The 23,998-nt window shown below is 36.1% G+C and carries 18 protein-coding genes; 14 read left to right on the top strand and 4 right to left on the bottom strand.

Going from position 1 to position 23,998, the window contains the following annotated elements; translation table 11 throughout:
• Positions 1–1,059, bottom strand: coding sequence for an NAD(P)/FAD-dependent oxidoreductase (locus tag B9Y84_RS07365; RefSeq protein WP_085516435.1), 1,059 nt, complete (start codon positions 1,057–1,059; stop codon positions 1–3).
• Positions 1,060–1,225: 166 nt separating this feature from the next.
• Between B9Y84_RS07365 and B9Y84_RS07370 the strand changes: the two genes are divergently transcribed.
• From B9Y84_RS07370 to B9Y84_RS07395, 6 genes are all read left to right on the top strand, one after another.
• The gene (locus B9Y84_RS07370; protein WP_085516436.1) at positions 1,226–1,870 is read left to right on the top strand and encodes an MBL fold metallo-hydrolase; all 645 of its coding nucleotides are present in this window, start codon (positions 1,226–1,228) and stop codon (positions 1,868–1,870) included.
• 7 nt (positions 1,871–1,877) lie between these two features.
• On the top strand, positions 1,878–2,573 hold the full coding sequence (pssA, locus tag B9Y84_RS07375; RefSeq protein WP_085516437.1) for a CDP-diacylglycerol--serine O-phosphatidyltransferase: 696 nt from the start codon (positions 1,878–1,880) through the stop codon (positions 2,571–2,573).
• 144 nt (positions 2,574–2,717) lie between these two features.
• On the top strand, positions 2,718–6,095 hold the full coding sequence (gene porU, locus B9Y84_RS07380) for a type IX secretion system sortase PorU (protein WP_085516438.1): 3,378 nt from the start codon (positions 2,718–2,720) through the stop codon (positions 6,093–6,095).
• Between the two features lie 26 nt (positions 6,096–6,121).
• Entirely contained in the window at positions 6,122–7,294 is a 1,173-nt protein-coding gene (gene porV, locus B9Y84_RS07385; RefSeq protein WP_085516439.1) for a type IX secretion system outer membrane channel protein PorV, read from the top strand.
• A gap of 41 nt (positions 7,295–7,335) precedes the next feature.
• On the top strand, positions 7,336–8,595 hold the full coding sequence (locus tag B9Y84_RS07390; RefSeq protein WP_085516440.1) for a M16 family metallopeptidase: 1,260 nt from the start codon (positions 7,336–7,338) through the stop codon (positions 8,593–8,595).
• 84 nt (positions 8,596–8,679) lie between these two features.
• Positions 8,680–9,285, top strand: a complete 606-nt coding sequence (locus B9Y84_RS07395) for a YkgJ family cysteine cluster protein (RefSeq protein ID WP_085516441.1) — start codon at positions 8,680–8,682, stop codon at positions 9,283–9,285.
• Between the two features lie 82 nt (positions 9,286–9,367).
• Here B9Y84_RS07395 and lpdA read toward each other — a convergent pair whose 3' ends face one another.
• From lpdA to B9Y84_RS07410, 3 genes are all read right to left on the bottom strand, one after another.
• Positions 9,368–10,771: a dihydrolipoyl dehydrogenase gene (gene lpdA / locus B9Y84_RS07400; RefSeq protein WP_085516442.1), complete on the bottom strand. Its 1,404-nt coding sequence runs from the start codon at positions 10,769–10,771 to the stop codon at positions 9,368–9,370.
• A gap of 68 nt (positions 10,772–10,839) precedes the next feature.
• The gene (gene odhB / locus B9Y84_RS07405; protein WP_085516443.1) at positions 10,840–12,432 is read right to left on the bottom strand and encodes a 2-oxoglutarate dehydrogenase complex dihydrolipoyllysine-residue succinyltransferase; all 1,593 of its coding nucleotides are present in this window, start codon (positions 12,430–12,432) and stop codon (positions 10,840–10,842) included.
• Positions 12,433–12,460: 28 nt separating this feature from the next.
• Positions 12,461–15,193 (bottom strand): 2-oxoglutarate dehydrogenase E1 component, encoded by a 2,733-nt coding sequence (locus B9Y84_RS07410; RefSeq protein WP_085516444.1) that lies wholly within the window; start codon positions 15,191–15,193, stop codon positions 12,461–12,463.
• A gap of 374 nt (positions 15,194–15,567) precedes the next feature.
• Here B9Y84_RS07410 and B9Y84_RS07415 point away from each other — a divergent pair, with 374 nt between their 5' ends.
• The 8 genes from B9Y84_RS07415 to B9Y84_RS07450 all read left to right on the top strand — a co-directional run bounded on the left by B9Y84_RS07415 (position 15,568) and on the right by B9Y84_RS07450 (position 23,794).
• Entirely contained in the window at positions 15,568–16,185 is a 618-nt protein-coding gene (locus tag B9Y84_RS07415; protein WP_085516445.1) for a 30S ribosomal protein S16, read from the top strand.
• 12 nt (positions 16,186–16,197) lie between these two features.
• A complete protein-coding gene (gene rimM / locus B9Y84_RS07420; RefSeq protein ID WP_085516446.1) occupies positions 16,198–16,743 on the top strand; it encodes a ribosome maturation factor RimM in 546 nt (181 codons plus the stop codon).
• Positions 16,733–17,413 (top strand): tRNA (guanosine(37)-N1)-methyltransferase TrmD, encoded by a 681-nt coding sequence (gene trmD / locus B9Y84_RS07425; RefSeq protein WP_085516505.1) that lies wholly within the window; start codon positions 16,733–16,735, stop codon positions 17,411–17,413. Before rimM ends, trmD begins: the two co-directional genes overlap by 11 nt.
• Before the next feature lie 101 nt (positions 17,414–17,514).
• Positions 17,515–17,865 (top strand): 50S ribosomal protein L19, encoded by a 351-nt coding sequence (gene rplS, locus B9Y84_RS07430; protein ID WP_085516447.1) that lies wholly within the window; start codon positions 17,515–17,517, stop codon positions 17,863–17,865.
• A 124-nt stretch (positions 17,866–17,989) separates the two neighbouring features.
• Positions 17,990–18,829 carry a UbiA prenyltransferase family protein gene (locus tag B9Y84_RS07435; protein ID WP_085516448.1) on the top strand — a complete coding sequence of 280 codons (840 nt, stop codon included), beginning with the start codon at positions 17,990–17,992 and terminating at the stop codon, positions 18,827–18,829.
• The gene (locus B9Y84_RS07440; RefSeq protein ID WP_085516449.1) at positions 18,822–19,424 is read left to right on the top strand and encodes a class I SAM-dependent methyltransferase; all 603 of its coding nucleotides are present in this window, start codon (positions 18,822–18,824) and stop codon (positions 19,422–19,424) included. The genes B9Y84_RS07435 and B9Y84_RS07440 overlap by 8 nt, the downstream gene beginning before the upstream one ends.
• Before the next feature lie 75 nt (positions 19,425–19,499).
• Positions 19,500–22,313, top strand: a complete 2,814-nt coding sequence (gene carB / locus B9Y84_RS07445) for a carbamoyl-phosphate synthase large subunit (protein ID WP_085516450.1) — start codon at positions 19,500–19,502, stop codon at positions 22,311–22,313.
• 65 nt (positions 22,314–22,378) lie between these two features.
• Positions 22,379–23,794 (top strand): Kelch repeat-containing protein, encoded by a 1,416-nt coding sequence (locus tag B9Y84_RS07450; protein WP_085516451.1) that lies wholly within the window; start codon positions 22,379–22,381, stop codon positions 23,792–23,794.
• The last annotated feature ends 204 nt before the right edge of the window (positions 23,795–23,998 follow it).

Genomic DNA, 23,998 nt, shown 5'->3' on the forward strand with positions numbered 1-23,998 from the left:
CTAATTTGAATATAATGGATAATAACGATTTATGTTTACTTCATCGTTCAATTTTTTTGAATTAATTATATATTCAACGAATTGTAAAGCAAAATATGGGGCTAATGATACTCCTTTGGTGCCTAAACCATTGAAAATAAATACGTTCTTCCATTCAGGATGTTTTCCTATTAGAGGTCTTCTATCCTTTGAAGCAGGTCTAATGCCTGCCACTTGATCAATAATCTGATATTTTACCTGAAGCAGTTCATCTAATTTTTCCGTTAATTGTTGTTTCGCTTTTTCTGTGGGTTGGTAATCTAGATTTTTCCATTCGTAGGTGGCTCCTACTCTATAATACTCTTGTTGTGGATTTTTCACAATAAAAACTCCCCTATTAAATATAATATCGTCAGGAAGTGGTTTTTCAGTTTTGATATGAAGAATTTCTCCCTTAACCGGTGCAGTTGGTAGCCAATCGAAAAATGGATTCTGACTTAACGGGCCATCGCAAAATATAATGTTTTCGCTTTCAACATCCCCATAAAGAACGTGGCTGTCATTCCGAACTAATTTTTCATAGTTAAAGTCTTCAATAATAAATTGATTTTTTTCGATCAATTTGTTTTTATGATGATGAAGCATCTCTTTCACATCCAAGAAACCACTTTTATCAAGTAGAATTCCACCAAAGTCATCATTAATGAATGCTTTGAAATTAGTATTTGTGAATGTCTCTTTGATAAACATTTTGTTTTTGTGCTCTCTTATCATCCAATCATTTTGATCTTCTAAAGATAAGAAAGGCCTATAGATTGATTTTTTATACAAAAAAGTAGCATTCAAATTTTTTTCTAAATCACTATAGAATGCTTCTAGATAACTAAAAAGGTGTTCAGCCATCCATGTTTGCTTCATTTTCCTGCCGGTAATGGGATTATATAATCCTGCAGCTACCTTAGAACTTGAATTCGGATTTTCATTTGAAAAAACGATAAATGATTTATTGAATCTTCTTAAATGTTCAGTGACTGCAACTGATGCCAAACCATGGCCAACTATGATAAAATCAACTTTCATAAGTCCTTTCGATTCCTAATGTAAATAATGCTGTAATCATAAGTGATGATGACTTGTTGTTTTGAATCAATAATTATGTGGTATTCACCTTAGATTACGTATTTAGTAATCCTTATTTTAGGCAAACAGTTTTAATTTCAGCAAATTTGCATCAAACTTTAATGATATGATAAACATAAAGCAATTTGTTTTTAATCCATTTATGGAAAACTCTTATGTGGTTTATGATGATGATAAAAATGCTGCCATAATTGATCCTGGATGTTATGAAGGTTATGAGCAAGACGAGCTAGTGAAATTTATTAAAGCTGAAGGCTTAAATGTTCAGCAATTGATAAATACGCACTGTCACATTGATCATGTTTTAGGCAATGCTTTTGTGAAGGATACATTCGGTGTTGAATTATATATGCACGAAAAGGATTTACCCATTTTGGAAGCAGTTCCAAGCTATTCTTCTGCCTATGGTTTTGCTAATTATCAGCCGACACAGCCGAATCATTTTATAAAGGAGGGAGATATTCATAAAATAGGAAATATTGAATTTGAGGTGCTGTTCTTGCCAGGGCATGCTCCAGGCCATATCGGATTTATGAATGAAGACGAAAGGATTTTTATCGGTGGCGATGTTTTGTTTGATGGTAGTATTGGTAGGACCGATCTTCCTGGGGGTGATCATGATACTCTTATTAGCAGCATTCAAAATAAGCTCTTTAAATATCATGACGATGTAAAAGTCTATTGTGGTCATGGGCCAGAAACTACATTAGGTAAAGAAAAGGCAAGCAATCCATTTTGCGCTATAAAATAAGGGAGGTATGATCAAAAAGAACATTCCAAATATCATTACTGCTGCGAATCTTTTCACTGGTGCAGTGGGTGTTTATTTTGCTAGTCAATTCAATTTTGAAGCCGTAGCAATCTGTATTGTGCTAGCGGCTTTTTTCGACTTTTTAGATGGAATGCTCGCACGGCTATTAAAAGTCCATTCAGAAATTGGAAAGCAGCTCGATTCTTTGGCTGATATGGTGACTTTTGGCTTTTTACCTTCTTATATACTTTTCCAACTTCTGGAAATGAATGACGCAGGTGTTTTAAGTTTTGTAGCCTTTTTAATTGCAGTTTTTTCAGCTTTTAGGCTGGCGAAATTTAATATTGATACTCGCCAATCAGAGGAATTTATAGGATTGCCAACACCTGCTAATGCCTTATTTATAGGTTTTTTATTCTCCCTAGAAGAAATTGAAATGCTAAGTTTTTTATTTTCAACTCCAACTTTACTAATTATTTCAATAGTGTTTTCTTTATTGCTGGTTGCTGAATTGCCCATGATTGCTTTAAAGTTCAAGAATTTCAATTTTAAGGAAAATCTTTTCAGATACTTAACAATTATAATGGCTATCATTTTAATTAGTATATTTCAATTTTCTGCAGTACCAGTCGTTATCCTCCTTTACTTATTATTGTCGATGATTAAATTTGCGTTTTTCTCAAAAAATGAAGTCCAAGTTTAGTCCATATATGTTGTATAAAGCCCAAGAGGATGGTAATAAACTAGCTAAATGGAAATCAGTGATAAATAATATTTATTAAACTATACTCGTAATTAGAAATTAATTTGAATAAAAAGCTGTTAGGTCAGTTATCTATATTATTTAATGAAGTACTTCCTTAGTATTATATTGTCCATTTTTGCTTATCATTTCCTCTACAGTCAATCTATTTTTGAAAATGGGGGAATTTTCAAGGTAGCGACTGTCCATGAGGGAGTACATAAGATCGATTTATCTTTAATAGAATCCATCGGTCTTAATGCCCAAAATATCAATCCTAATCAAATTCAGGTTTACGGAATAGCAGGTGGTCACATCCCTCAAACTAATGCCATTGATTACCCTTATGATCCTAGCCCCATTCCAGTAAAAATAGATGCAAATCAAAACAATAGTTTTGAAGCTGGAGAATCTGTTTTTTTTTACGCTGATGCTGTCCAAAATATTGATTTTAATTTTGAAGATGAAGCGTATCAATACAGCAATAATCTGTACAGTGATTCTTTATATTTCTTTATTGATTTTAATGCAGCAAGCGTAAAACCGATAGTACCTATAGCTTCAAATCAAAACCAAGCTGATAGAGTAATTGATTACTTTGAGGCAGTTTTTTCCCATGAAATTGATGAAACTAATCTCCTTCGTTCAGGTCGGGAGTGGTATGGAGAGTCATTTAGTATCAATAAATCGCAAACCTTTGGGTTCGAACTTACTGGTGAATTAGCACAGTCAAGAGAGATTTCTCTATCGACTCGATACATGGCGCAAACTTATGATCCAGCCAACTTGCATATTGCATTAAATGATTTTGATTTAGCTTCTGAAGAATTAAAAACGGTATCTGATTTCACCATTTTTCCATACAGGCAAAAAGGGGAGATTCTAAAAAATCGGTCAACAATTTCAACTTCACTTTTAACAAGTAGAAGTCTTGATATTCGAATCAGTCACGAAGCATTGGGTGCTGGTCGCTCTGACGGGTATTTGGATTATCTTTTTCTCACTGTTCCGCATTCTCTGAAGTTATCAAATGAACAAATTGTAATTAGAAATTCGGAGTTCCAAACTGCTGGGAATTATCAATTGAAACTAGAGGGACTGAAGGCTTCTCATAACCTATGGGATGTGAGTGATTTATTGGACTACAAAGAGGTAATCTTACAAGATCAAACCTATAATTTCTCCCAGTTAGAGGATTTAGGGGAGCGAAAGTTTGTGGTTTTTGAAGCGTCCACAGCTCATGAAGTTTTTTTTATGAATGAGGTTCAGCCCCAAGTCGTTAAAAGGAATAATAGTCCTGATTACCTGATCATAGCCTACGATGATTTTTACCAAGTAGCCAATCAATTAGCTGATTTTAGAAGAAATCATAACGGATATCAAGTTGAAGTAGCTCGAATAAGTGAACTTTTTAATGAGTTCGGTTCCGGTCGCAGGGACGTATCAGCAATTCGCAATTATATAAAATACTATTATGAAAAAAATCCCGATAAATTAAAATATGTTTTGCTGTTAGGAGCTTCATCCTATGACTACAAAGACCGTGTAGCCAATAATACTAATTTAGTTCCTGTTTATCAGTCCAGAAATTCATTACATCCTGTGTTTACCTATGCTTCTGATGACTTTTTCGGTTTCATGGATGAATCTGAAGGTGTGTGGGAGGAGGAGTTTAGCAATATTGATGATGTTGACATTGGTATTGGAAGGATTCCGGCAAGAACCGTCAAACAGGCAAAGGACGCTGTTGACAAAATTATTCATTACGAAAGTAGTCCTCAGGTTTTCAATAAATGGAGGAATGATTTGTACTTTATAGCAGATGATGAGGATGGCAATTTGCACCATCGAGATTCAGAAGTATTAAGTAAATATGTGATTGATAATTTTGGTTTCTATAACATCAATAAGCTTTATCTCGGAGCCTTTGAACAAGAGGTATTTGCAAGTACGCAGCGATCGCCAAAGATGCGGGATGCATTAAATGAAATGGTTGAAAAAGGGGCCCTAATTGTGAACTATGTTGGACATGGTTCAGAAAATAGTTGGACTAATGAAGCTATTCTTACCAAAAGTATGGTAGATGAATGGAATAATTTAGATCGATTGCCGTTGTTTGTTACCGCCACTTGCGAATATGGAAGATTTGATAACCCAAACCTGGTATCAGGAGCTCAGGAAATGTTGTTGAATCCAAATGGCGGAGCTATAGCTTTATTGACTACCTCTCGTCCTGTAGAGTCAAGCTCGAATGCTACGCTCAACCGTTCGTTTTTTGAACATGTGTTTAAACCAGAGGGTGGAAGTCCTCAAAAATTAGGAGATATTATCAAGAACACTAAGAATTCGGGTATAGTGGGAGTGAAGAATAGAAATTTTATTCTCTTGGGTGATCCAGCAGTCACTTTGGCGGAGCCTAGAAATAGTTTAAGAATAGAGGAGGTGGTAAATGAAAATGGTGATACAGATACTGTGAACAGTATGTCAAAAATTACAGTAAGCGGGATAGTGGAGAGTCCTTTCGGACAGAAACTAAATGATTTTAGTGGAGAATTAACGGCCGAGTTTTATGATAAGGCAGTAGAGAGTGGGACAATCGACCCTGCTGAAAATACCTTTAACTTTTTGACTTATGATCAGATCATTTATAGAGGTAAGTCTTCGATCAACAAAGGAGAGTTTAGTTTTACTTTTTATGTCCCTAAAGAAATTGATTATAGAATGGACAATGGGAAATTCAGCTTATATGGAAGTAGGGACAAAAGACTTAGTGATGCAAGCGGATTTAATAATAGTTTTGTGATTGGAGGCAGTAGCGAATTAAGTAGTCAAGATAATGTGGGGCCTGATATTACAATATTTTTGAATGATCGCAGTTTCGAAGCAGGTGATAGAACTGGAAGTAATATCGAATTAATTGTAGATCTTTTTGATGAACATGGCATCAGCATTTCAAATAGTAATGTGAACCCGGGAGTTACATTTTCCCTTGATGGCCAAGAGTCAGTTAAGTTGAATGATTTTTTCTATTACAACTTAGATTCCTACCAGGAAGGTTCAATTAGCTATGATATAGCTAATTTAGACGAGGGGCGACATTATCTTACTATTACTGCTTTTGATGTGTTCAATAATAAATCAACATCTACTTTAGAATTTGAAGTAGTAGGAGAAGAGAAATTATCTATTTTAGATTTTGTAATGTTTCCTAATCCTGCAAATTCAGAAGTACATTTTAGGTTACGGCAAAACAGAAAAAATGAAGTGATGGAATTTAGTTATCATGTACTCAATAACCAAGGCCAAACGATTTACACTCACAGCTATCAGTCGCAGGAAGACTTCCGAGAAGACGTTTGGAATTTAAGAGATAAAAACGGAAGAAAACTTTCTCCTGGAATATATTTTGTCAGGGTTTTCCTTCGTTCTGTAGAAGATAATGCAAAAACTAGCCAATTTGAAAAGCTAATTGTAATCAATTAAGTATATTTGAAGTAAACCAAGATAAAATGCGAGCAGCAAGATTAATATTTATTACCGCTATAACATTTTTTTCAAGTGCGGCTATTGGACAAATCACTGGTCCTCCGTCTACAGTTTCAGGACAGGACGCTGAAAGAAATGTAATTACAACCGCAATGCCTTTTCTTTTAATTTCCCCTGATTCGCGATCAGCAGGAATGGGTGATGTCGGGGTAGCGCTTTCACCAGATGCCAATGCCATGCAGTGGAATGCAGCACGTTTGGCATTTGTAGAAAATGAAATAGGTGCTTCTATTTCATACTCTCCATGGCTAATGAGTATTGGAGTGACAGACATGTCCATATCCTACTTAAGTGGTTATTATCGATTAGATAAACAGCAGGTGGTGGGAATTTCCATGAAGTATTTCGATCTAGGAAATATCTTTTTCACTGATGATGGAAGTTCCGGCACTGATTTTTCTCCAAAGGATTTTTCAATTTCGGCCGCTTATTCAAGAAAACTGAGCGATAACCTTAGTGCTTCGTTAACTGGTAAATTTGCGAGATCAAATTTATTTGGAAACTATACCAATAATAATCAATCAAACCCCAGCCCAGCTACTGCTCTGGGGGTCGATTTAGGTTTATTTTACACAAAAGAGTTGCTTTTTAATGGGAAAGAATCCGATTTTTCATCAGGACTGCAAATCGCAAATATCTCAAATAAAGTTTCATATAGCGGTGATGACAATGAGCAGTTTTTACCTATTAATCTGAAGGTAGGATCAGCTTTTACAACAAATTTAGATCCTTATAACAAACTAACAGTCTCTCTTGATTTCAATAAACTAATGGTGCCAACACCTAGTGAAGGCGACAGTATTCCGGCAACTTTGCTTGAAGGTATGTTTGGTTCTTTTGGTGACGCCCCTGGCGGTTTTCAAGAAGAAATTAGAGAAATCACAATTTCTTCTGGTGTAGAGTATTGGTATAATAACGTATTTGCTGTACGTACCGGTTACTTTTATGAGCATTTAACGAAAGGTGGTCGTCAATACTTTACTGCAGGTTTAGGCTTTCGCTATCAAATACTCGGCTTAGATTTTTCTTATTTAATTCCTACAAAACGAAACAATCCGTTAGCAGAAACACTTAGATTCACGGCTGTTTTTAAGTTTGAAAGCCTTGGGCTAGCCAAAGCTTCTGTAGCAGAATAAATAATACTAAATCTTTTAATTTTTTAATTTTTTACCAACATATGCCAAATAGACAAGTAGCTCCTGATTCTTTTATGTTAAAAGATTTGTCCTTGACAAAACCGAAAGTAAAAGAATTGTCAAATGGATTGTCTGTCCATATTCTTCAGGATGATACCAATCCGGTGCTGAAAATTGATGTGCTATTCCCTTCTGGTAAGGTGAATGACGAGAAATCAGGTCAGTCCTTGATTTGTGCAAAAGTAATGGTAGAAGGAACAAGAAGTTATCCTGGTAGTGAATTGCAAGAGCTATTAGATCATTATGGTGCTCATTTAGATGTTTCTGTAGATTATGATCATTCTACTGTAAGTTTATTGTGTTTGAAGGAGCACATTCATTCTTTATTACCTGTTTTAAAAAGTGCTATTACAGAGCCTTTGTTTGACGAGAAAGATTTTGAAAAAATCAAGCTGCAGCAGCTCCAGAAAATCCAAGTAAATAACCAGAAGAATGCATTAATAGCAACAAAGAATTTAAGGAAGAATCTTTTAAACGGCACTCCTTATGCTAATACTTTAGAGGAGGAGTACATTAAACAAATTAGTATAGAAGATGTGAAATCCTATTTCCATCAATTTTTCACAGTGGCTCCTGACTTTATCGTGGCTGGCGATTTTGATGATGGAATTTTTGACTTTTTTGAAGAGCATTTTGGAATGCTTGAATATTCTGTACTTAATGAGGATTACAAGAGCGAATTGTCTCCTATAATCGATGATAATCTGATAAAAAGAGAAGGGTCGGTACAAGCCTCAGTGAGAATGGGCTGTATTTCTATTCCGCGAACCCATCCGGATTATTTTGATCTATCCATTACAAATGAGATTTTTGGAGGTTATTTTGGTTCTCGATTGATGAAAAATATCCGAGAGGACAAAGGCTATACGTATGGTATTTATTCGGTTTTGATTAACTATAAGCATTTAGACTACCAAATTATAGGGGCGGATGTTAAAATTGATCACGTTGAAGATACAGTTCGTGAAGTTTATAGGGAAATGGAGGAATTAAAAGTAAATCCTGTTCCTGAAGCAGAAATTGAAACCATCAAAAACTATATGCTAGGTAAAATTGCAAGTAGTCTTGATACAGTTTTTCACCAATCGGAAAATTATAAATCTAAGCTAGTTGAAGGAGCTGACTATTTAGATTATTTTGACGATTATATAAATAGTATTCGAAGTATAACAGCGCAGCGAGTTCTGGAAATAAGTAATAAGTACTTTTCTGAAAGCTATTGTGTAGTGAAAGTAGCTTAGGTTAGGCGTATTGATTATGTTAAAAATTATTATTGCAGAATTGAAATCAGTGATGGGTATTCCAGCTACATTTGTAGCAGAAATATGACAATCAAACAGAAGGTTCTGGCAGTTGAAAAATTATTCAAAGGCTTAGATGATGAGATTACTGAATTCAGGAAAGAGTCAGGTATATATTGCTTTACTGGTTGTGGCAAATGCTGCAATAAACCAGATATTGAAGCTTCCCCTCTCGAGTTTTTACCATTAGCTTATCACTGGTTTTCCCAAGGAAGGGCAGAAGCAATGTATCTGAAATTAGAAACAAATTCGTCTCTCAATTGCCTAGTTTACCAACCACTTTCTGTAAATGACAAGAATCATGGACATTGCAGTGAATATGAACATCGAGGCCTGATTTGCAGGTTATTTGGATATGGCGCTGGTAAAGATAAATATGGTCAGCTTAGAATGGTCACCTGTAAGTTGATAAAAGAGCAGCAAGTCGACAATTACGAAAAAGCAGTGGAAATGCTTAAATCTAAATCGACCGTTCCGGTTTTTGCTGATTATTATCAAAAATTAATGCAAATTGATTTTAGGTTGGCAAAGGATATGTTGCCTATTAATGAAGCTATTCAAGCTGCCTTAGAAGCAGTAATGCAGTATTATTCTTATAGACCTTTTCCAGTTGTTAAAGGGGCAGCATAATTTGAGCTTGCTGATAATAAAAAAAGCCCGAAAGGGTCAGCTTTCGGGCTATGTATTATAATTGAGTTACTTTTCTATTTGATTACATGTGAATAGGTCTATTATCCGTAGCTGCTAAACATGCTTCTTTAACAGCTTCCATATAAGTAGGATGAGCATGAGACATTCTCGAAACATCCTCTGCAGAGGCGCGGTATTCCATAGCAGTAACACCAGCAGCAATCATATCAGCTGCTCTTGCACCGATAATATGAATGCCTAGGATCTCGTCCGTCTTTTTATCAGCAATTACTTTTACTAGCCCTTCAAGATCACCACTTGCTCTAGCTCTACCTAAGGCTTTGTAAGGGAAGGAACCGGTTTTTATTTCTTTACCCTGTTCTTTAAGCTCTTCCTCAGTGTGTCCTACTCCTGCAACTTCCGGCCATGTGTATACTACATTTGGAATGAGTTTATAGTGGATATGAGGTTTCTGACCTGCCATAGTCTCAGCAACAAAAGTACCTTCCTCTTCCGCTTTATGAGCTAACATTGCACCTCTCACTACATCACCTATAGCATAAATACTGTCAACTTCTGTCTGTAAATGTTCATTAACATCAACTTTACCTTTGTCATCAGTTTTTAAGCCTGCGGCTTCGAGATTTAAGCCCTCCGTATAAGGTTTTCTGCCGACAGCAACTAAGCAATAATCTCCGGTGATAGTTTCTTCTTTACCTTTGTCGGTTTCAAAGGTAACTTCTACTTCTTTTCCCTTATTTTCGACTTTCGTTACTTTATGTTTTAGTTTAACATCCATTCCGAGCTTTTTCATGCTCTTTTTCATTTCTTTGCCCATAGAGCCATCCATTGTTGGGATAAGGCTGTCAGCAAATTCTAAGACAGTAACTTTAGCACCTATTCTTTTATAGACAGATCCCAATTCGAGTCCAATAACACCACCACCAATCAAAATCATGTGTTTTGGTACTTCCTTTAATTCTAAAGCTTCAGTACTACTGATAATTCTTTTCTTATCAAATTTTGCAAATGGTAATTCAATAGGTTTTGAGCCAGTTGCAATAATCACTTTATCAGTATTTAGTTCTTCCTTCTTGCCGTCAGACTTCGTTACAACTACCGTATTTTTGTCTTTGAATGACCCAACTCCAGTATGTACATCAATCTTGTTTTTCTTCATTAGAAAAGCTATGCCATCTACGTTTTGCTTTACTACATCTGACTTTCTAGTGATCATCTGCTTGATATCTACTTTTAAGTTGCTTAGGTTAATACCATGCTCTTTAAAAGTAGTTTCTGCATTATGGTAATGTTCAGAAGAATCTAACAAGGCTTTTGAAGGGATACATCCAACATTTAGACAAGTGCCACCTAATGTGTCATATTTTTCAATGATGGCTGTTTTCATACCTAATTGCGCACATCTAATTGCAGCAACATATCCGCCAGGCCCCGAACCAATCACCGTTACATCGTATTTGCTCATTTTTTTATTTTTTATTTTTCAATACTGACTCAATCAGTGCATACTCTTAATTTAAAAAGTAATTTCAATTAAATGCCCAAAAGAAGTCTGGTAGGATCTTCAAGTAGTTCTTTTACTCTAACCAAGAAGCTTACAGACTCTTTTCCGTCAATTATTCTGTGGTCATAGCTAAGGGCAACATACATTATAGGTCTGATTTGTACTTCGCCATTGATCGCTACTGGGCGCTCCACTATATTATGCATGCCTAAAATGGCAGATTGTGGAGCGTTGATAATTGGAGTAGAAAGCATAGAGCCAAATATCCCGCCATTTGTGATAGTGAAAGTTCCTCCACTCATTTCATCAATGCTCAGTTTACCATCTCTTGCCTTCTTCGCCAGCCTAATAACTTCCGATTCAACTTCGTTGAATGAGAGCTTTTCAGCATTTCTAATTACTGGTACAACCAATCCTTTTGGAGAAGATACGGCAATAGACATGTCCACATAGTCGCTGTATACCATCTGATTTTCATCAATTTGAGCGTTCACAGCTGGGAATTCCTTTAAAGCCATGGTACATGCTTTTGTAAAGAATGACATAAATCCTAATCCAACTTCATATTTCTCTTTGAATTGCTCCTTATATTTTTTTCGTAAATCCATGATAGGCTTCATGTCCACTTCATTGAAAGTGGTCAACATTGCCGTTTCGTTTTTCACGCTTACCAGCCTTCTTGCTACTGTTTTCCTCAAGCTGGACATTTTTTCTTTGCGCTGCTCACGATCGTTGCTAGGTGCAGGGATTGATTTAGTTTCTATACCAGAATCCGATGGTTTGCTTTCTTGCTCTGCCGATTTAGAAGATTGTTGCTTCTCAGCCTTTTCAGCATCTTCTTTGGTGATTCTGCCATCCTTACCGCTTCCTTTTACATTGGAAGCGTCAATTCCTTTTTCTTTCAAAATTTTGGCTGCAGCCGGAGAAGCATGACCCGTTGCATAAGTTTCTTTGTCTTCATTCTGAGATTCAGAGCTAGATTTACTTTCTGATGAACTTTTCTCTGATGAGGATTCAGAAGGTGCACCACCTTCAGTAACTTCAATTTTACAGATAGTAGCGCCAATTTCTATTGTATCATCTTCCTGCGCAATGATTTGTAGGAATCCGTTCGCTTCTGCTGGTAATTCAAAAGTAGCTTTATCAGATTCAACCTCTGCTATAACTTCATCCATTTCCACATAGTCGCCATCAGATTTCAACCAAGAGCTAATGGTCACTTCGGTAATAGATTCGCCAACGGTAGGAACCACCATTTCATGAATTTCACCTGTCTTTTTTGGGCCACTGTTGGAGGAAGATTCTTCTTTCTTTTCGGTTTTTGGTTCAGAAGATTCTTCTTTCTTTTGTTCTGATTTCTCCTCTGCTTTAGAATTACCACTTTTGGCATCTTCATCTATCTCACAAATGACTGCACCAACTTCAATAGTTTCGTCTTCTTGAGCTCTTATTTTTAATACACCGGAAGCCTCTGCAGGCAATTCAAATGTTGCTTTGTCTGATTCCAGTTCTGCGATTATTTCATCTTGTTCTACAAAATCGCCATCTTTTTTTAACCATGAGGCTATGGTCACTTCAGTAATTGATTCGCCTACTTCCGGTACTTTTATTTCTAAACTCATGTTTCTCTGAATTCTGTCTTAAAAAATTTTATTTCTTGGTGTCAAAAGCTTTTTCTACTAAAGCTTCTTGTTCTGCTTTATGTACTTTGGCATAACCCGTAGCTGGCGAAGCGCTTGATTTTCTTGAAATCAATTGCAATCCTGCTTTATTGGCGATAGTCCTCAGCATAAAGGTCCAGTAACCCATGTTTGATGGCTCTTCTTGTACCCAAAATATTTCCGGGTCTTTAAATTTCTTCAAAGCCTCATCTACCTGCGTCATCGGGAAAGGATGTAATTGTTCGATTCTTATGATGGCAACATCTTTTCTTTTGTCAGCTTGCTGCTTTTCCAGTAAATCGTAGAATACTTTTCCAGTACACATTAAGACTCTTTTCACGTTTTTATTTGTCACGTAATCATCTTCGTATATTTCTTTGAATTTGCCTTCGGTAAAATCTTTTACAGGGGAAATTACCTTCGGGTGGCGAAGTAATGATTTAGGGGCAAACTGCACTAGTGGCTTTCTGAATTCCCATTTCACTTGTCTTCTAAACATATGGAATAGATTCGCCGGTGTAGTAATATTAGTTACAACTAAATTTTCTTCTGCAGCCAACTGTAAAAATCTTTCTGGTCTCGCATTGGAGTGTTCTGGGCCTTGGCCTTCATATCCATGAGGAAGTAACATTACAAGTCCATTCATTCTTTGCCACTTACTTTCTGCCGAAGTTATAAACTGATCAATCATAACTTGAGCTCCGTTGGCGAAGTCACCAAATTGTGCTTCCCAAACAACTAATGCATTTGGAGTTGCCATGGCGTAACCATATTCAAAACCCAAAACTCCAAATTCCGATAAAAGTGAGTTGAAAATTCTAAATCTCTCTTTTTGACCGTCTTCAATGTGATCCAGATTGCAATAAGGCTCATTTGTCTCTGCATCAAATAAATATGAGTGTCGGTGGGAGAAAGTCCCTCGCTTCACATCTTGGCCTGACATTCTAACAATATTACCGTCATACAGTAGAGATCCGTAAGCTAATAACTCGGCATCTGCCCAATTAAGCATTTTTTCATCAAAGAAATTCTTCTTTCGTTCTTTAAGAAGTTTATCAATTTGCTTAAGTGGCTTAAACCCTTTCGGAAGAGTTATTAACGCTTCCCCAACTTTCTCAACCAAATTTTGTGATATTGAAGTGTCAGGCGAAGCAATAAAGTCTTCTGATTTTGCTCTTCTTAACTGTTCCCACTCCTCTTCAATTTTTTGTGGTTTATAGGGAAGAGGCTTTTGCTTGACTTCATTCAATCTGTCTTGAAGCTGTTTTTTGAAATCTTTCTCTAATTTTTTGACTGAGTCGTTATCTAAATCACCCCTTTCGGTCAATTTTTTGACATAAACTTCTCTAGGGTTAGCGTGTTTAGCGATTTTGTTGTAAAGCTTAGGCTGGGTGAATTTTGGTTCATCACTCTCATTATGACCATGTCTTCTGTAGCATAATAAATCTATGAAGATATCTTTTTGGAATTTGCTCCTGTATTCTACTGCTAAATTAGCAGCGAAATTAACAGCTTCCGCATCATCGCCATTAACATGTAAAACAGGAGCGTCAATCATTTTGGCGATATCAGTACAATAGATTGATGATCTAGCATCATCGTAATCGGTAGTAAAACCAACCTGATTATTAATTACAAAATGAATGGTTCCACCTGTAGAATAGCCTTCAAGCAGTGACATTTGGGTTGTTTCATAAACAATGCCTTGGCCTGCAACAGCTGCGTCACCATGGATTAAAATCGGTAGTGCAGCATTGACATCTTCATCGTATTCATCATCTATTTGAGCGCGAGCGTAGCCTAAAACCACTGAATTTACAGCTTCTAAGTGAGAAGGGTTAGGCGTTAATTTTACATAAGATTTTTTATCGTTTGAAGTTTCGATGTAACTAGAATATCCCATATGATATTTTACATCACCATCACCCATGGTTAAATCCGGGTCAGTACTGCCTTCAAACTCGGAGAAAATTTGCTCATATGTTTTATTCATAATGTTGGCGAGCACATTTAGTCGTCCACGGTGGGCCATTCCTATGATTACTTCTTTTGTGCCAAGTTCTGATGAGCGATTGATTACTTTGTCCAAAAATGGAATCGTATTTTCTCCTCCTTCAAGGGAAAATCTTTTCTGTCCTAAAAATTTAGTGTGAAGAAAGTTTTCAAATACGACAGCTTCGTTAAGTTTTGAGAGGATTCGCTTTTTCTCGTCTAATTTAGGTTGATAATCGCCTTTTGCGCTTTCGGCTTTATCAATAAACCAATCGACTATTTTTGGGTCACGAATATGCATATATTCAAAGCCGATGGATCCAACGTAAATTTTATCTAAAGCCTCAATAATGTTCTTTAGAGTTGTTTTGCCTAATCCAATATCTTGACCGATAGAAAATTCTTCTTTTAAATCTTCTTGCTTCAGACCAAACTCCTCTAGACTTATCCTTGCATCATGAGGTCTTCTTTCTCTAACGGGATTGGTTTTTGATTTTAAGTGGCCCCGCATTCTGTAGGCTTGAATTAGATTTCGAACCTGTGTCTCTTTCGAAGATACTCTAGTATCAGCTGCTTGACCATTTCCACCAAAATCTTTTTGAGAAAATTCAAAACCTTCAAAGAATTTTTGCCAAGAATCATCTACCGATTGAGGATCGTTCTTGTAAGCTTGGTAAAGCTCCTCAATGTAGTTGCCATGGGCATTGGCTATATATGTGTATTTATCCATTATGGAATTGTTTTATTTTCCGATTAGCAAATATAAACACTTATCAAATACTATGAAAATTGCATATGCGATTAAACAATTTGTAAAGATTATCAATGCTTTAAGTGTTCAGTAACGACTTTAAATTTGATTAGTTGACTATCTTTGGTATTTCATTTTAATATGAATTGAATTCTTCTTTCGTCATTAAATTGACAATCTTTTCGTCCCTTAATTAGATTGAGGTGGCGTGTTTGTGCCAACTATCATTTGTTTTTTAGTGTTCTGATGAAAAAATTAATGCTAATTTACAATTACAATCTTTTTTCACTACCTTTGCAGACTAATTAAAGGAGGGACGTGATCCCTCGTGATTGCTAAAATTAAAATAAAAAATGGCAGTAAAAATCAGATTGGCCCGAAGAGGTCGAAAAAAAATGGCAATGTACGATGTAGTCGTAGCGGATGCCCGTGCACCACGAGATGGTCGCTTTATTGAAAAAATTGGTACTTACAACCCGAATACGCCCGTTGCAGCTATTGAGATGGACAATGAAAAAGCGTTTCAATGGTTAATGAACGGTGCGCAGCCAACCGATACGGTTTGCGCGATGTTGTCATACCGAGGATTGCTTTACAAGAAGCATTTACAAATTGGTGTGATTAAAGGTGCAATGACGCAAGAAGAGGCGGATAAGAAATTAGAAGCTTGGATGAAAGACAAAGAGGCTACTATTGAAGGAAAAGAGAAGTCATTGGCAGATAAGGCAGCAGCTGAGAAGAAAGCTAGATTAGAAGCTGAAACAAAAGTGAACGAAGCTAGAGCAGAAGCTATTAAAAAGCGTCAGGAAGAAGCTGAGGCTGCAGCAAAAGCAGCAGAGGCACCTGCTGAAGAAGAAGCTCCTGCAGAGGAAGCGTCTACAGATGAGGCTCCAAAAGCAGATGCAACTGAAGAGGCTCCTAAAGAGGAAGCTTCAGAAGAAAAATCTGAAGAAGACAAAAAAGAAGATTAATTTCCTTCAATCATGAAGCTTGACCAATGCTTTCAATTAGGTATGGTATTAAAGCCTCATGGGTTAAAAGGAGAGTTATATATTTCTTTGGATACTGACTATCCAGAGGATTATAAAGAAATGGAATCAGTATTCTTGTTGCAAAAAGGAAAACTGGTTCCTTTTTTTATTGAATATATCCAGGTTAAGCATAAAGAGGCTTTACTTAAATTTGAAGATGTTGATGACAAAGATGCAGCTTTAAATTTGCGAGGAGCGTCTTTACATTTACCCTTAACTGAACTTCCAGAATTAAGCGGAAGTCAATTTTATTTTCATGAGATTAGCGGTTTTCAGATAGAAGACAAAAAAAATGGAAAGCTAGGAGTAGTGAAGGAAGTGTTTGAAGCTGGTCATCAAGATTTGATTGGGATGGATTATAAAGGGAGAGAAGTATTGATTCCAATTAATGATGAGGTGATATTGAATGTCGACAGAGCTAAAGCGCTCATCAAGGTCAGTTTGCCAGAGGGTTTATTGGAATTGTATATGGAAGAGGATGAAGGTGATGAGGATTGACATTATTACATGTTTACCTAAACTTTTAGAGGGACCCTTTTCGGATAGTATTTTGAAAAGAGCAAAAGATAAGGGACTGGTTGAGATTCACGTTCATGACTTGAGATTATATTCTACTAATAAGCAAAAAAGTATTGATGATTATGCTTATGGTGGAGGTGCTGGGATGGTCTTGCAGATTGAACCTATCGCTAGTGCTATTGATGACTTAAAGTCAAAAAGGTCTTACGATGAGATCGTTTACATGAGTCCTGATGGTGAACAATTGACACAGGCTTTGGCTAATCAACTTGCATTAAAGGGTAATTTATTGATTCTTTGCGGTCATTATAAAGGTGTTGATGAAAGAGTTCGTCAACATTATATTACGAAAGAGATTAGTATAGGTGATTTTGTGATTTCAGGAGGCGAGTTAGCCGCAGCAGTAGTTACAGATGCTATCGTGAGGTTGTTGCCAGGAGTCTTATCAGATGAAACTTCTGCCCTGACAGATTCTTATCAAGATGGATTATTGGCGCCACCTGTGTATAGTCGTCCAGCAGATTTTAAGGGTTTAAAAGTACCTGATGTATTATTATCTGGACATGCAGCTAATATAGATAAGTGGAGATTTGAACAAGCTGTGAAAAGAACAGAAGAGCGAAGACCTGATTTATTGAAAAAAGATTAAAAAAATATAGTTTAGGGATGCAAAGAATAAAATTATCCTTATATTTGCACTCCATTTTTCGGGCATAGGACCGAAACCATTATCGGAAAAAAGAAAGAGCCATGAGCGATTTGATCAAAGAAATTGAAAAAGAATATCACGAAGCAGTAAGTAAATTTCCTGATTTTAAGGCAGGTGATACTGTGAATGTTCACGTAAGAATTAAAGAAGGAAATAAAGAACGTATCCAGCAATATCAAGGTGCTGTAATCCAAAAAAGGGGTTCTGGTAACTCTGTTACTTTTACTGTAAGAAAAGTTTCCAGTGGAATTGCTGTTGAAAGAATTTTTCCATTAATCTCTCCTGCTATCGATAAAATTGAAGTAGTGAGAAAAGGGTCTGTAAGAAGAGCAAAACTATACTACTTGAGAGGTAGAAAAGGAAAGTCTGCTAGAATAAAAGAGAAAATCTAATTACATAGCTTTTATAAAGCATTGAAGGCGATTATGGGAACATAATCGCCTTTTTTTTTCGATCAAATGTAGATTTAACTCGATAAAATGAATAAATTCTTAGATTTGTTCTACTTTTATATTGATGTTTACTAAGATTTACCAATACATACGAGCCTTCAGTTTGGATGTGGTGGCAGGTGCTGTCATTAGTGCCCGCTGGATCGGTAACTATTTTAATGCAGATATTCCTAGTCAGGCTATTCTAGCTTTGGGTTTAACAGTGTGGTTGATTTATACAATTGACCATTTATTGGATGCTAGAAAAATTAAATCAAAAGATGCCTTGTTCAGGCATATGATTCATTATAAGAATGCCCCTTATATTTTTGGCTTAATTGCATTAGTCGCAATGATTTTAATATTTGTACTTCAAAGTCTCGAGCCATATCTGATTGGTTATGGGATGGTGTTAGGTTTTGCGGTTTTTTGTTATCTTATTTTTGTTCATTTCGTAAGGAAGAAGGTCTACTGGGGAAAAGAATGGTTCATTGCATTAGTTTATGCTATGGGTATTTGCCTGCCAACAGTGGGCTATATTCAGAATGTACCTCCCATCCTAATTTACTTCTGGCTGCAATTGTTTTTGCTTGCTAGCATAAATTTGATTTTGTTCAATATGATAGAGTATAAAGTGGATAAAGCGCAGGGATTTAATTCTTTTGCTACCGTAAAAGGAGTCGACTTTTCTCGAAAGGTTATTTTATTTCTTCTGTTTTGTTTTGTTATTACTTGGTCATCCTCTTTCTTGTTTTTCAAGGCAGAGGAATTACTTGATTATCAAGCTATCTTTATATTGATGGGCTCTGTTTTGGCCATGGTGCTCAGTAAAGAGGTAGTTTTAAGACAGGAAGAGTGGTATCGAGTAATTGGAGATATTGTTTTTGTCCTGCCCGTAATAGAGGTTATATTTATTGATGGCTAATTTTAATAGACTTGCAGGATTTTATGATTTTTTGAAAGGTTTGGTCTTTGGAAATGAACTTCATCAAGCAATTACTTATTTCTTGAGCCATACTCCATTGAATAGTGAAGTTCTCATCATTGGCGGAGGTACGGGTCAACTTTTAGCTAACTTCAAGCCAACGCACAAGATTACATATTTGGAGCTGTCAGAAGCCATGATTATTCGGGCAAGAAAAGTCAGATCAGGAGCAGAAGTAAATTTTGTCCAAGCTGATATTTTGGAATGGAAGTCAGAGGTAGAATTTGATTTAGTTATTACACCCTTTGTTTTGGATTGTTTCAAAGAGAAACAGTTGAATTTAATTTATCCGAAATTGAAAAATTTGTTGAAAAAGCGAGGAAAATGGATTCAAACTGATTTTTATCCGAAGAACAGAGTTCAAAAGTTATTGATCAAAATCATGTATTCTTTTTTTAGATTATCTGCTGGACTAGAAACGAAGCAACTACCAGATTTTAATAAGCTTTTCGATAAGCATAATTTTATTTGCACTGGAAAGGCCTGTTTCTACCATTCTATGGTAGAAAGCAAAATTTATCAAAACATTGAATGACGAACTCCTTTCGATTTCGGAATTATCGTCTTAATTTTGCCCAATTTATTTAGCCCCGAAACAAATAAAAAGCTCATGCCTAAAGACACAAGTATTAAGTCAGTACTCATCATCGGTTCAGGTCCAATTATTATAGGACAAGCCTGCGAATTTGATTATTCAGGTTCTCAAGCCTCTCGCTCTTTGAGAGAAGAAGGAATTGAAGTAACACTCATCAATTCCAACCCTGCTACCATTATGACAGACGAGGTAACAGCTGACAATATTTATTTGAAGCCGCTGACTAAAAAATCAATTATTGAGATTTTAGAGAAGCACGATATCGATGCTGTTTTGCCTACTATGGGTGGTCAAACAGCGTTGAACCTTGCTATTGAATGCGATAAAGCAGGAGTTTGGGATAAGTACAAAGTGAAAATGCTCGGTGTTGATGTAGATGCTATTGATACTACGGAAAATAGAGAACTATTTCGATTGAAAATGAAGGAGTTAGGTGTAGGTGTTTGTGAAGGCGAAACGGCTACTTCTTTTTTACAAGGTAAAGAAATTGCTCAAAGAATCGGTTTTCCTTTAGTAATTCGCTCTTCTTTTACTTTAGGAGGGCTAGGAGGGTCTATAGTAAAAGATCCTGCAGAATTTGACAACGCTTTGAAAGATGGTTTGCACTCTTCTCCAATTCATGAGGTGTTGATTGAACAAAGTATCTTGGGTTGGAAAGAATATGAGCTTGAAATCCTTCGAGATAATATAGGGAATGTAATTGTCATCTGTTCAGTAGAGAATTTTGATCCCATGGGAGTTCATACCGGGGACTCCATTACAGTGGCACCCGCTCAGACACTACCTGATACGGTGTATCAGGAAATGAGAAACCTAGCCATAAAAATGATAAAAGGCATAGGTAATTTTGCTGGAGGATGTAATGTGCAGTTTGCCGTTAATCCGGAAAATGATGATATCATTGGTATTGAGATTAATCCAAGAGTATCTCGTTCTTCTGCATTAGCTTCTAAAGCAACGGGTTATCCAATTGCAAAAATTGCTGCTAAATTAGCAATTGGTTATGATTTACATGAGCTGAAAAATCAAATTACCAAAACCACTTCTGCTTACTTTGAACCTTCTTTAGATTACGTAATCGTTAAAATCCCTCGTTGGAATTTTGATAAATTTCCTGGTTCCGATAGAAGGCTAGGCTTTTCTATGAAATCAGTGGGTGAAGCAATGGGTATCGGACGCAATTTTCAAGAAGCGCTGCAAAAGGCCTGTCAATCTTTGGAGATCAAGAGGAACGGGCTGGGCGCAGATGGAAAAGAACTTAGGAAGCAAGATGAATTATTATACAGCTTAGAAAATCCCAGCTGGAACAGATTATTCCATATATATGATGCATTTAAATTAGGGATTCCTTTCAAAACGATTCAGAAGCTCACCAAAATAGACAAATGGTTCTTGGAGCAAATTGAAGAACTCTTGGTGTTGGAGAAAGAAGTGGAGAAGTATTCCATTGACACTATTCCTAAAGAATTAATGATGGAAGTAAAGCAGAAGGGATATGCCGACAGACAAATTGCGCATTTAGTGAGATGCTTAGAAAGTGAGGTTTATAAAAAACGTCACGAAATGAATATCAAGAGAGTCTATAAGTTGGTTGATACCTGTGCAGCCGAATTTGAAGCCCAAACGCCTTATTACTATTCAACTTTCCAAGAGGAAAACGAGTCTGTAGAAAGTGGTAAAAAGAAAGTAATTATTTTAGGTTCGGGACCTAACCGAATCGGACAGGGAATTGAATTTGATTATTCTTGCGTACATGGTGTGCTAGCTGCAAAAGAATGTGGTTATGAAACCATCATGATAAATTGTAATCCTGAGACCGTTTCAACTGATTTTGATACGGCTGACAAATTATATTTTGAACCTGTTTTCTGGGAACATATTTATGATATCATATTACATGAAAAGCCAGAAGGTGTAATAGTACAGCTAGGTGGACAAACCGCTTTAAAATTAGCCGAGAAATTAAACCGCTATGGCATTAAAATCATAGGAACATCTTATGAAGCCTTAGATTTGGCTGAAGACAGAGGTTCATTCTCTAAACTGTTGGCTGATAATGATATTCCTTATCCGAAATTTACAGTAGTGGAAGATGCTGATAATGCTTTGGAGATGTCGAAGGATATTGGGTTTCCAATGTTGGTAAGACCTTCTTATGTGTTAGGTGGGCAGGGAATGAAAATTGTAATTAACGAAAGAGAATTGGAGGAGCATGTAGTGGATGTCTTGAGAGATATTCCTGGCAACAAAGTTTTGCTTGACCACTTTCTAGATGGTGCTATAGAAGCCGAAGCGGATGCTATTTGTGATGGGGAAGATGTTTATATAATCGGTGTGATGCAGCACGTAGAGCCTGCGGGTATTCACTCTGGAGATTCTTATGCGGTTCTGCCACCTTATAATTTAGGAGATTTCGTACTGACTCAAATCGAAACTTATACCAAAAAGATTGCCTTAGCTCTTGAGACTAAGGGATTGATCAATATTCAGTTTGCGATTAAAAATGATATAGTATACATCATAGAAGCAAACCCAAGAGCTTCCAGAACAGTGCCTTTTATTTGTAAGGCTTATAACGAGCCCTATGTAAATTATGCCACTAAAGTGATGTTAGGTGAAAAGAAAGTGAAAGACTTTAATTTCAATCCCACCCGAAAAGGTTATGCGATTAAAGAGCCAGTTTTCTCTTTCAATAAATTCCCAAATGTCAATAAGGAGTTAGGGCCTGAAATGAAATCAACAGGAGAGTCTATTTATTTTATTGATGATTTGATGGATGATTATTTCCTTAAAATAGTTTCAGAACGAAACCTTTACTTGAGTAGATGATGAAAAGACTATTAATAATTATATGTTGCCTTTATTCGTTTTCTGGGTGTAAAGAAGATGAAGTTATGCTTCCAAGTTCAATTGATATTGTTGAAATTGGTAATATTACTAGTACCAGCGCAATAGTATTTACCTATATTGAAAGTAATGAACCATTATCAGAAGCCAAACTTATTTTGTCAAATAATAATGATGTAGATACTGTTAATATAAAGAGTGATAGATCATTCACTGTAAGTAATTTAAAGCCTGGGGAGGATTATATTGTTAGCGCATTTATAAAAACTAAAAACGATGTTACCTATAGCAGCAATGACAAGACCTTTACAACCGAAGATTTCAATGTTGAATTTGAGAGTGATAGCGTCCTACTGGGAAATGTATTTGGTTATGAATTATTATTAAATAATCCTCCGGAGAAGGAGGAGGAATTTAATATTACGGTAGGTGGACTTGATGTACCATTTGAATTAAAAGCAGATAATCGAATAATTCTTCATTTTAAACTTGCAACTGAACCAGGGATGCAGCCTTTAGCTGTGGCGGTAAATGGAAAAGAGATATTTAGAAAGGATATTTACGTACCCCCTTTTGGTAGGGCTGATCATCCCGGATACCCTCCTTTTGCATTCAGAGTAGGTGGGATACTTGCATTTGATGATGCAATTTTTAATGTCATGAGTGTATATGTCGATAATATTAATGTGGACGGCGGTGAAGTTCATACAAATGATGTTTGGAAATTTGATTTGGAAAAAGAACGATGGACTCGTTTGTCAGGAGAGTTTCCTAATGAGAGAAGAAATTATCCTTTATCAGTCACTGTGAACGGGAAAGGATATCTGGGATTTGGATCTTCTGATGGTGAATTTTTCCAAGATTTTTGGGAATTCGATCCTTCATCTCAAAGTTGGACTCAACTTCCATCACCACCAGTTAATATTGACGATCATCCAAGATATGTAGTTAAAGATAATCTAATATATATCCATGATCAAAATGATAATTTTATTTCTTATAATGTTGAATCTTCTGAGTGGGAAGTCTTGAAATATAAGGAGTTAACTCCTGTCAACCTAAAGCCAAGGTATCAGAGTTACAATCTCCAGTTTGTATTTGACAACAATCTATATTTTTTAACTGAAAATTTAACTTTATCAATATTTAATCCTGCTACAAAGGAATGGATAGCGGAAACGATTTATGACGATAGTTTAAGGTTAACGGGGTATTCAAGTACTAGCAAAAGATTTTTCCACTATGTGATTGGGACAGACCTCTATGTTGGATACGATTATGATCGTAGCAAAAAGGTAAGTACATTATATAAATTAAATTTGGAAACAGGTCTATCCAGTACGAATGTGTATGAATTCAACAGATCAGGAAGCGGAGGAAACTTTGGTGCCACTCAAAATGAAGAAAATGTATTTTTAAATTTTGGAACTTCTTGCTTAATAATCAAGAAGGTTGCGTACTAACCCGTTTCAAATGAAACTGAATAGTGTGATTTAATCAATCTATTTATGGATGATTACTTCCTAAAAATTGTTTCAGAACGAAACCTTTATTTAAGTAGATAGTAAAACTACTATAGCAAATTCCTTTGGTTCGTTAGGAAACTTTCGCCAGAGGAATTTGTTGTTTTTATAGACTAAAAGTAATTTTGGCTTAAGCCATAAGAG

The sequence above is a fragment of the Marivirga sericea genome, from assembly GCF_900177665.1.
Classification (GTDB): Bacteria; Bacteroidota; Bacteroidia; order Cytophagales; family Cyclobacteriaceae; genus Marivirga; species Marivirga sericea.

Excerpts from the sequence above, each read along its gene's own strand:
- B9Y84_RS07395 (WP_085516441.1), top strand. The coding sequence starts at position 8,680 with ATGACAATCAAACAGAAGGTTCTGGCAGTTGAAAAATTATTCAAAGGC.
- trmD (WP_085516505.1), top strand. The coding sequence starts at position 16,733 with ATGAGGATTGACATTATTACATGTTTACCTAAACTTTTAGAGGGACCC.
- porU (WP_085516438.1), top strand. The coding sequence starts at position 2,718 with ATGAAGTACTTCCTTAGTATTATATTGTCCATTTTTGCTTATCATTTC.
- B9Y84_RS07440 (WP_085516449.1), top strand. The coding sequence starts at position 18,822 with ATGGCTAATTTTAATAGACTTGCAGGATTTTATGATTTTTTGAAAGGT.
- B9Y84_RS07450 (WP_085516451.1), top strand. The coding sequence starts at position 22,379 with ATGCTTCCAAGTTCAATTGATATTGTTGAAATTGGTAATATTACTAGT.
- B9Y84_RS07365 (WP_085516435.1), bottom strand. The coding sequence starts at position 1,059 with ATGAAAGTTGATTTTATCATAGTTGGCCATGGTTTGGCATCAGTTGCA.
- B9Y84_RS07390 (WP_085516440.1), top strand. The coding sequence starts at position 7,336 with ATGCCAAATAGACAAGTAGCTCCTGATTCTTTTATGTTAAAAGATTTG.
- odhB (WP_085516443.1), bottom strand. The coding sequence starts at position 12,432 with ATGAGTTTAGAAATAAAAGTACCGGAAGTAGGCGAATCAATTACTGAA.
- carB (WP_085516450.1), top strand. The coding sequence starts at position 19,500 with ATGCCTAAAGACACAAGTATTAAGTCAGTACTCATCATCGGTTCAGGT.
- B9Y84_RS07415 (WP_085516445.1), top strand. The coding sequence starts at position 15,568 with ATGGCAGTAAAAATCAGATTGGCCCGAAGAGGTCGAAAAAAAATGGCA.
- B9Y84_RS07435 (WP_085516448.1), top strand. The coding sequence starts at position 17,990 with ATGTTTACTAAGATTTACCAATACATACGAGCCTTCAGTTTGGATGTG.
- lpdA (WP_085516442.1), bottom strand. The coding sequence starts at position 10,771 with ATGAGCAAATACGATGTAACGGTGATTGGTTCGGGGCCTGGCGGATAT.
- pssA (WP_085516437.1), top strand. The coding sequence starts at position 1,878 with ATGATCAAAAAGAACATTCCAAATATCATTACTGCTGCGAATCTTTTC.
- rplS (WP_085516447.1), top strand. The coding sequence starts at position 17,515 with ATGAGCGATTTGATCAAAGAAATTGAAAAAGAATATCACGAAGCAGTA.
- porV (WP_085516439.1), top strand. The coding sequence starts at position 6,122 with ATGCGAGCAGCAAGATTAATATTTATTACCGCTATAACATTTTTTTCA.
- rimM (WP_085516446.1), top strand. The coding sequence starts at position 16,198 with ATGAAGCTTGACCAATGCTTTCAATTAGGTATGGTATTAAAGCCTCAT.
- B9Y84_RS07410 (WP_085516444.1), bottom strand. The coding sequence starts at position 15,193 with ATGGATAAATACACATATATAGCCAATGCCCATGGCAACTACATTGAG.
- B9Y84_RS07370 (WP_085516436.1), top strand. The coding sequence starts at position 1,226 with ATGATAAACATAAAGCAATTTGTTTTTAATCCATTTATGGAAAACTCT.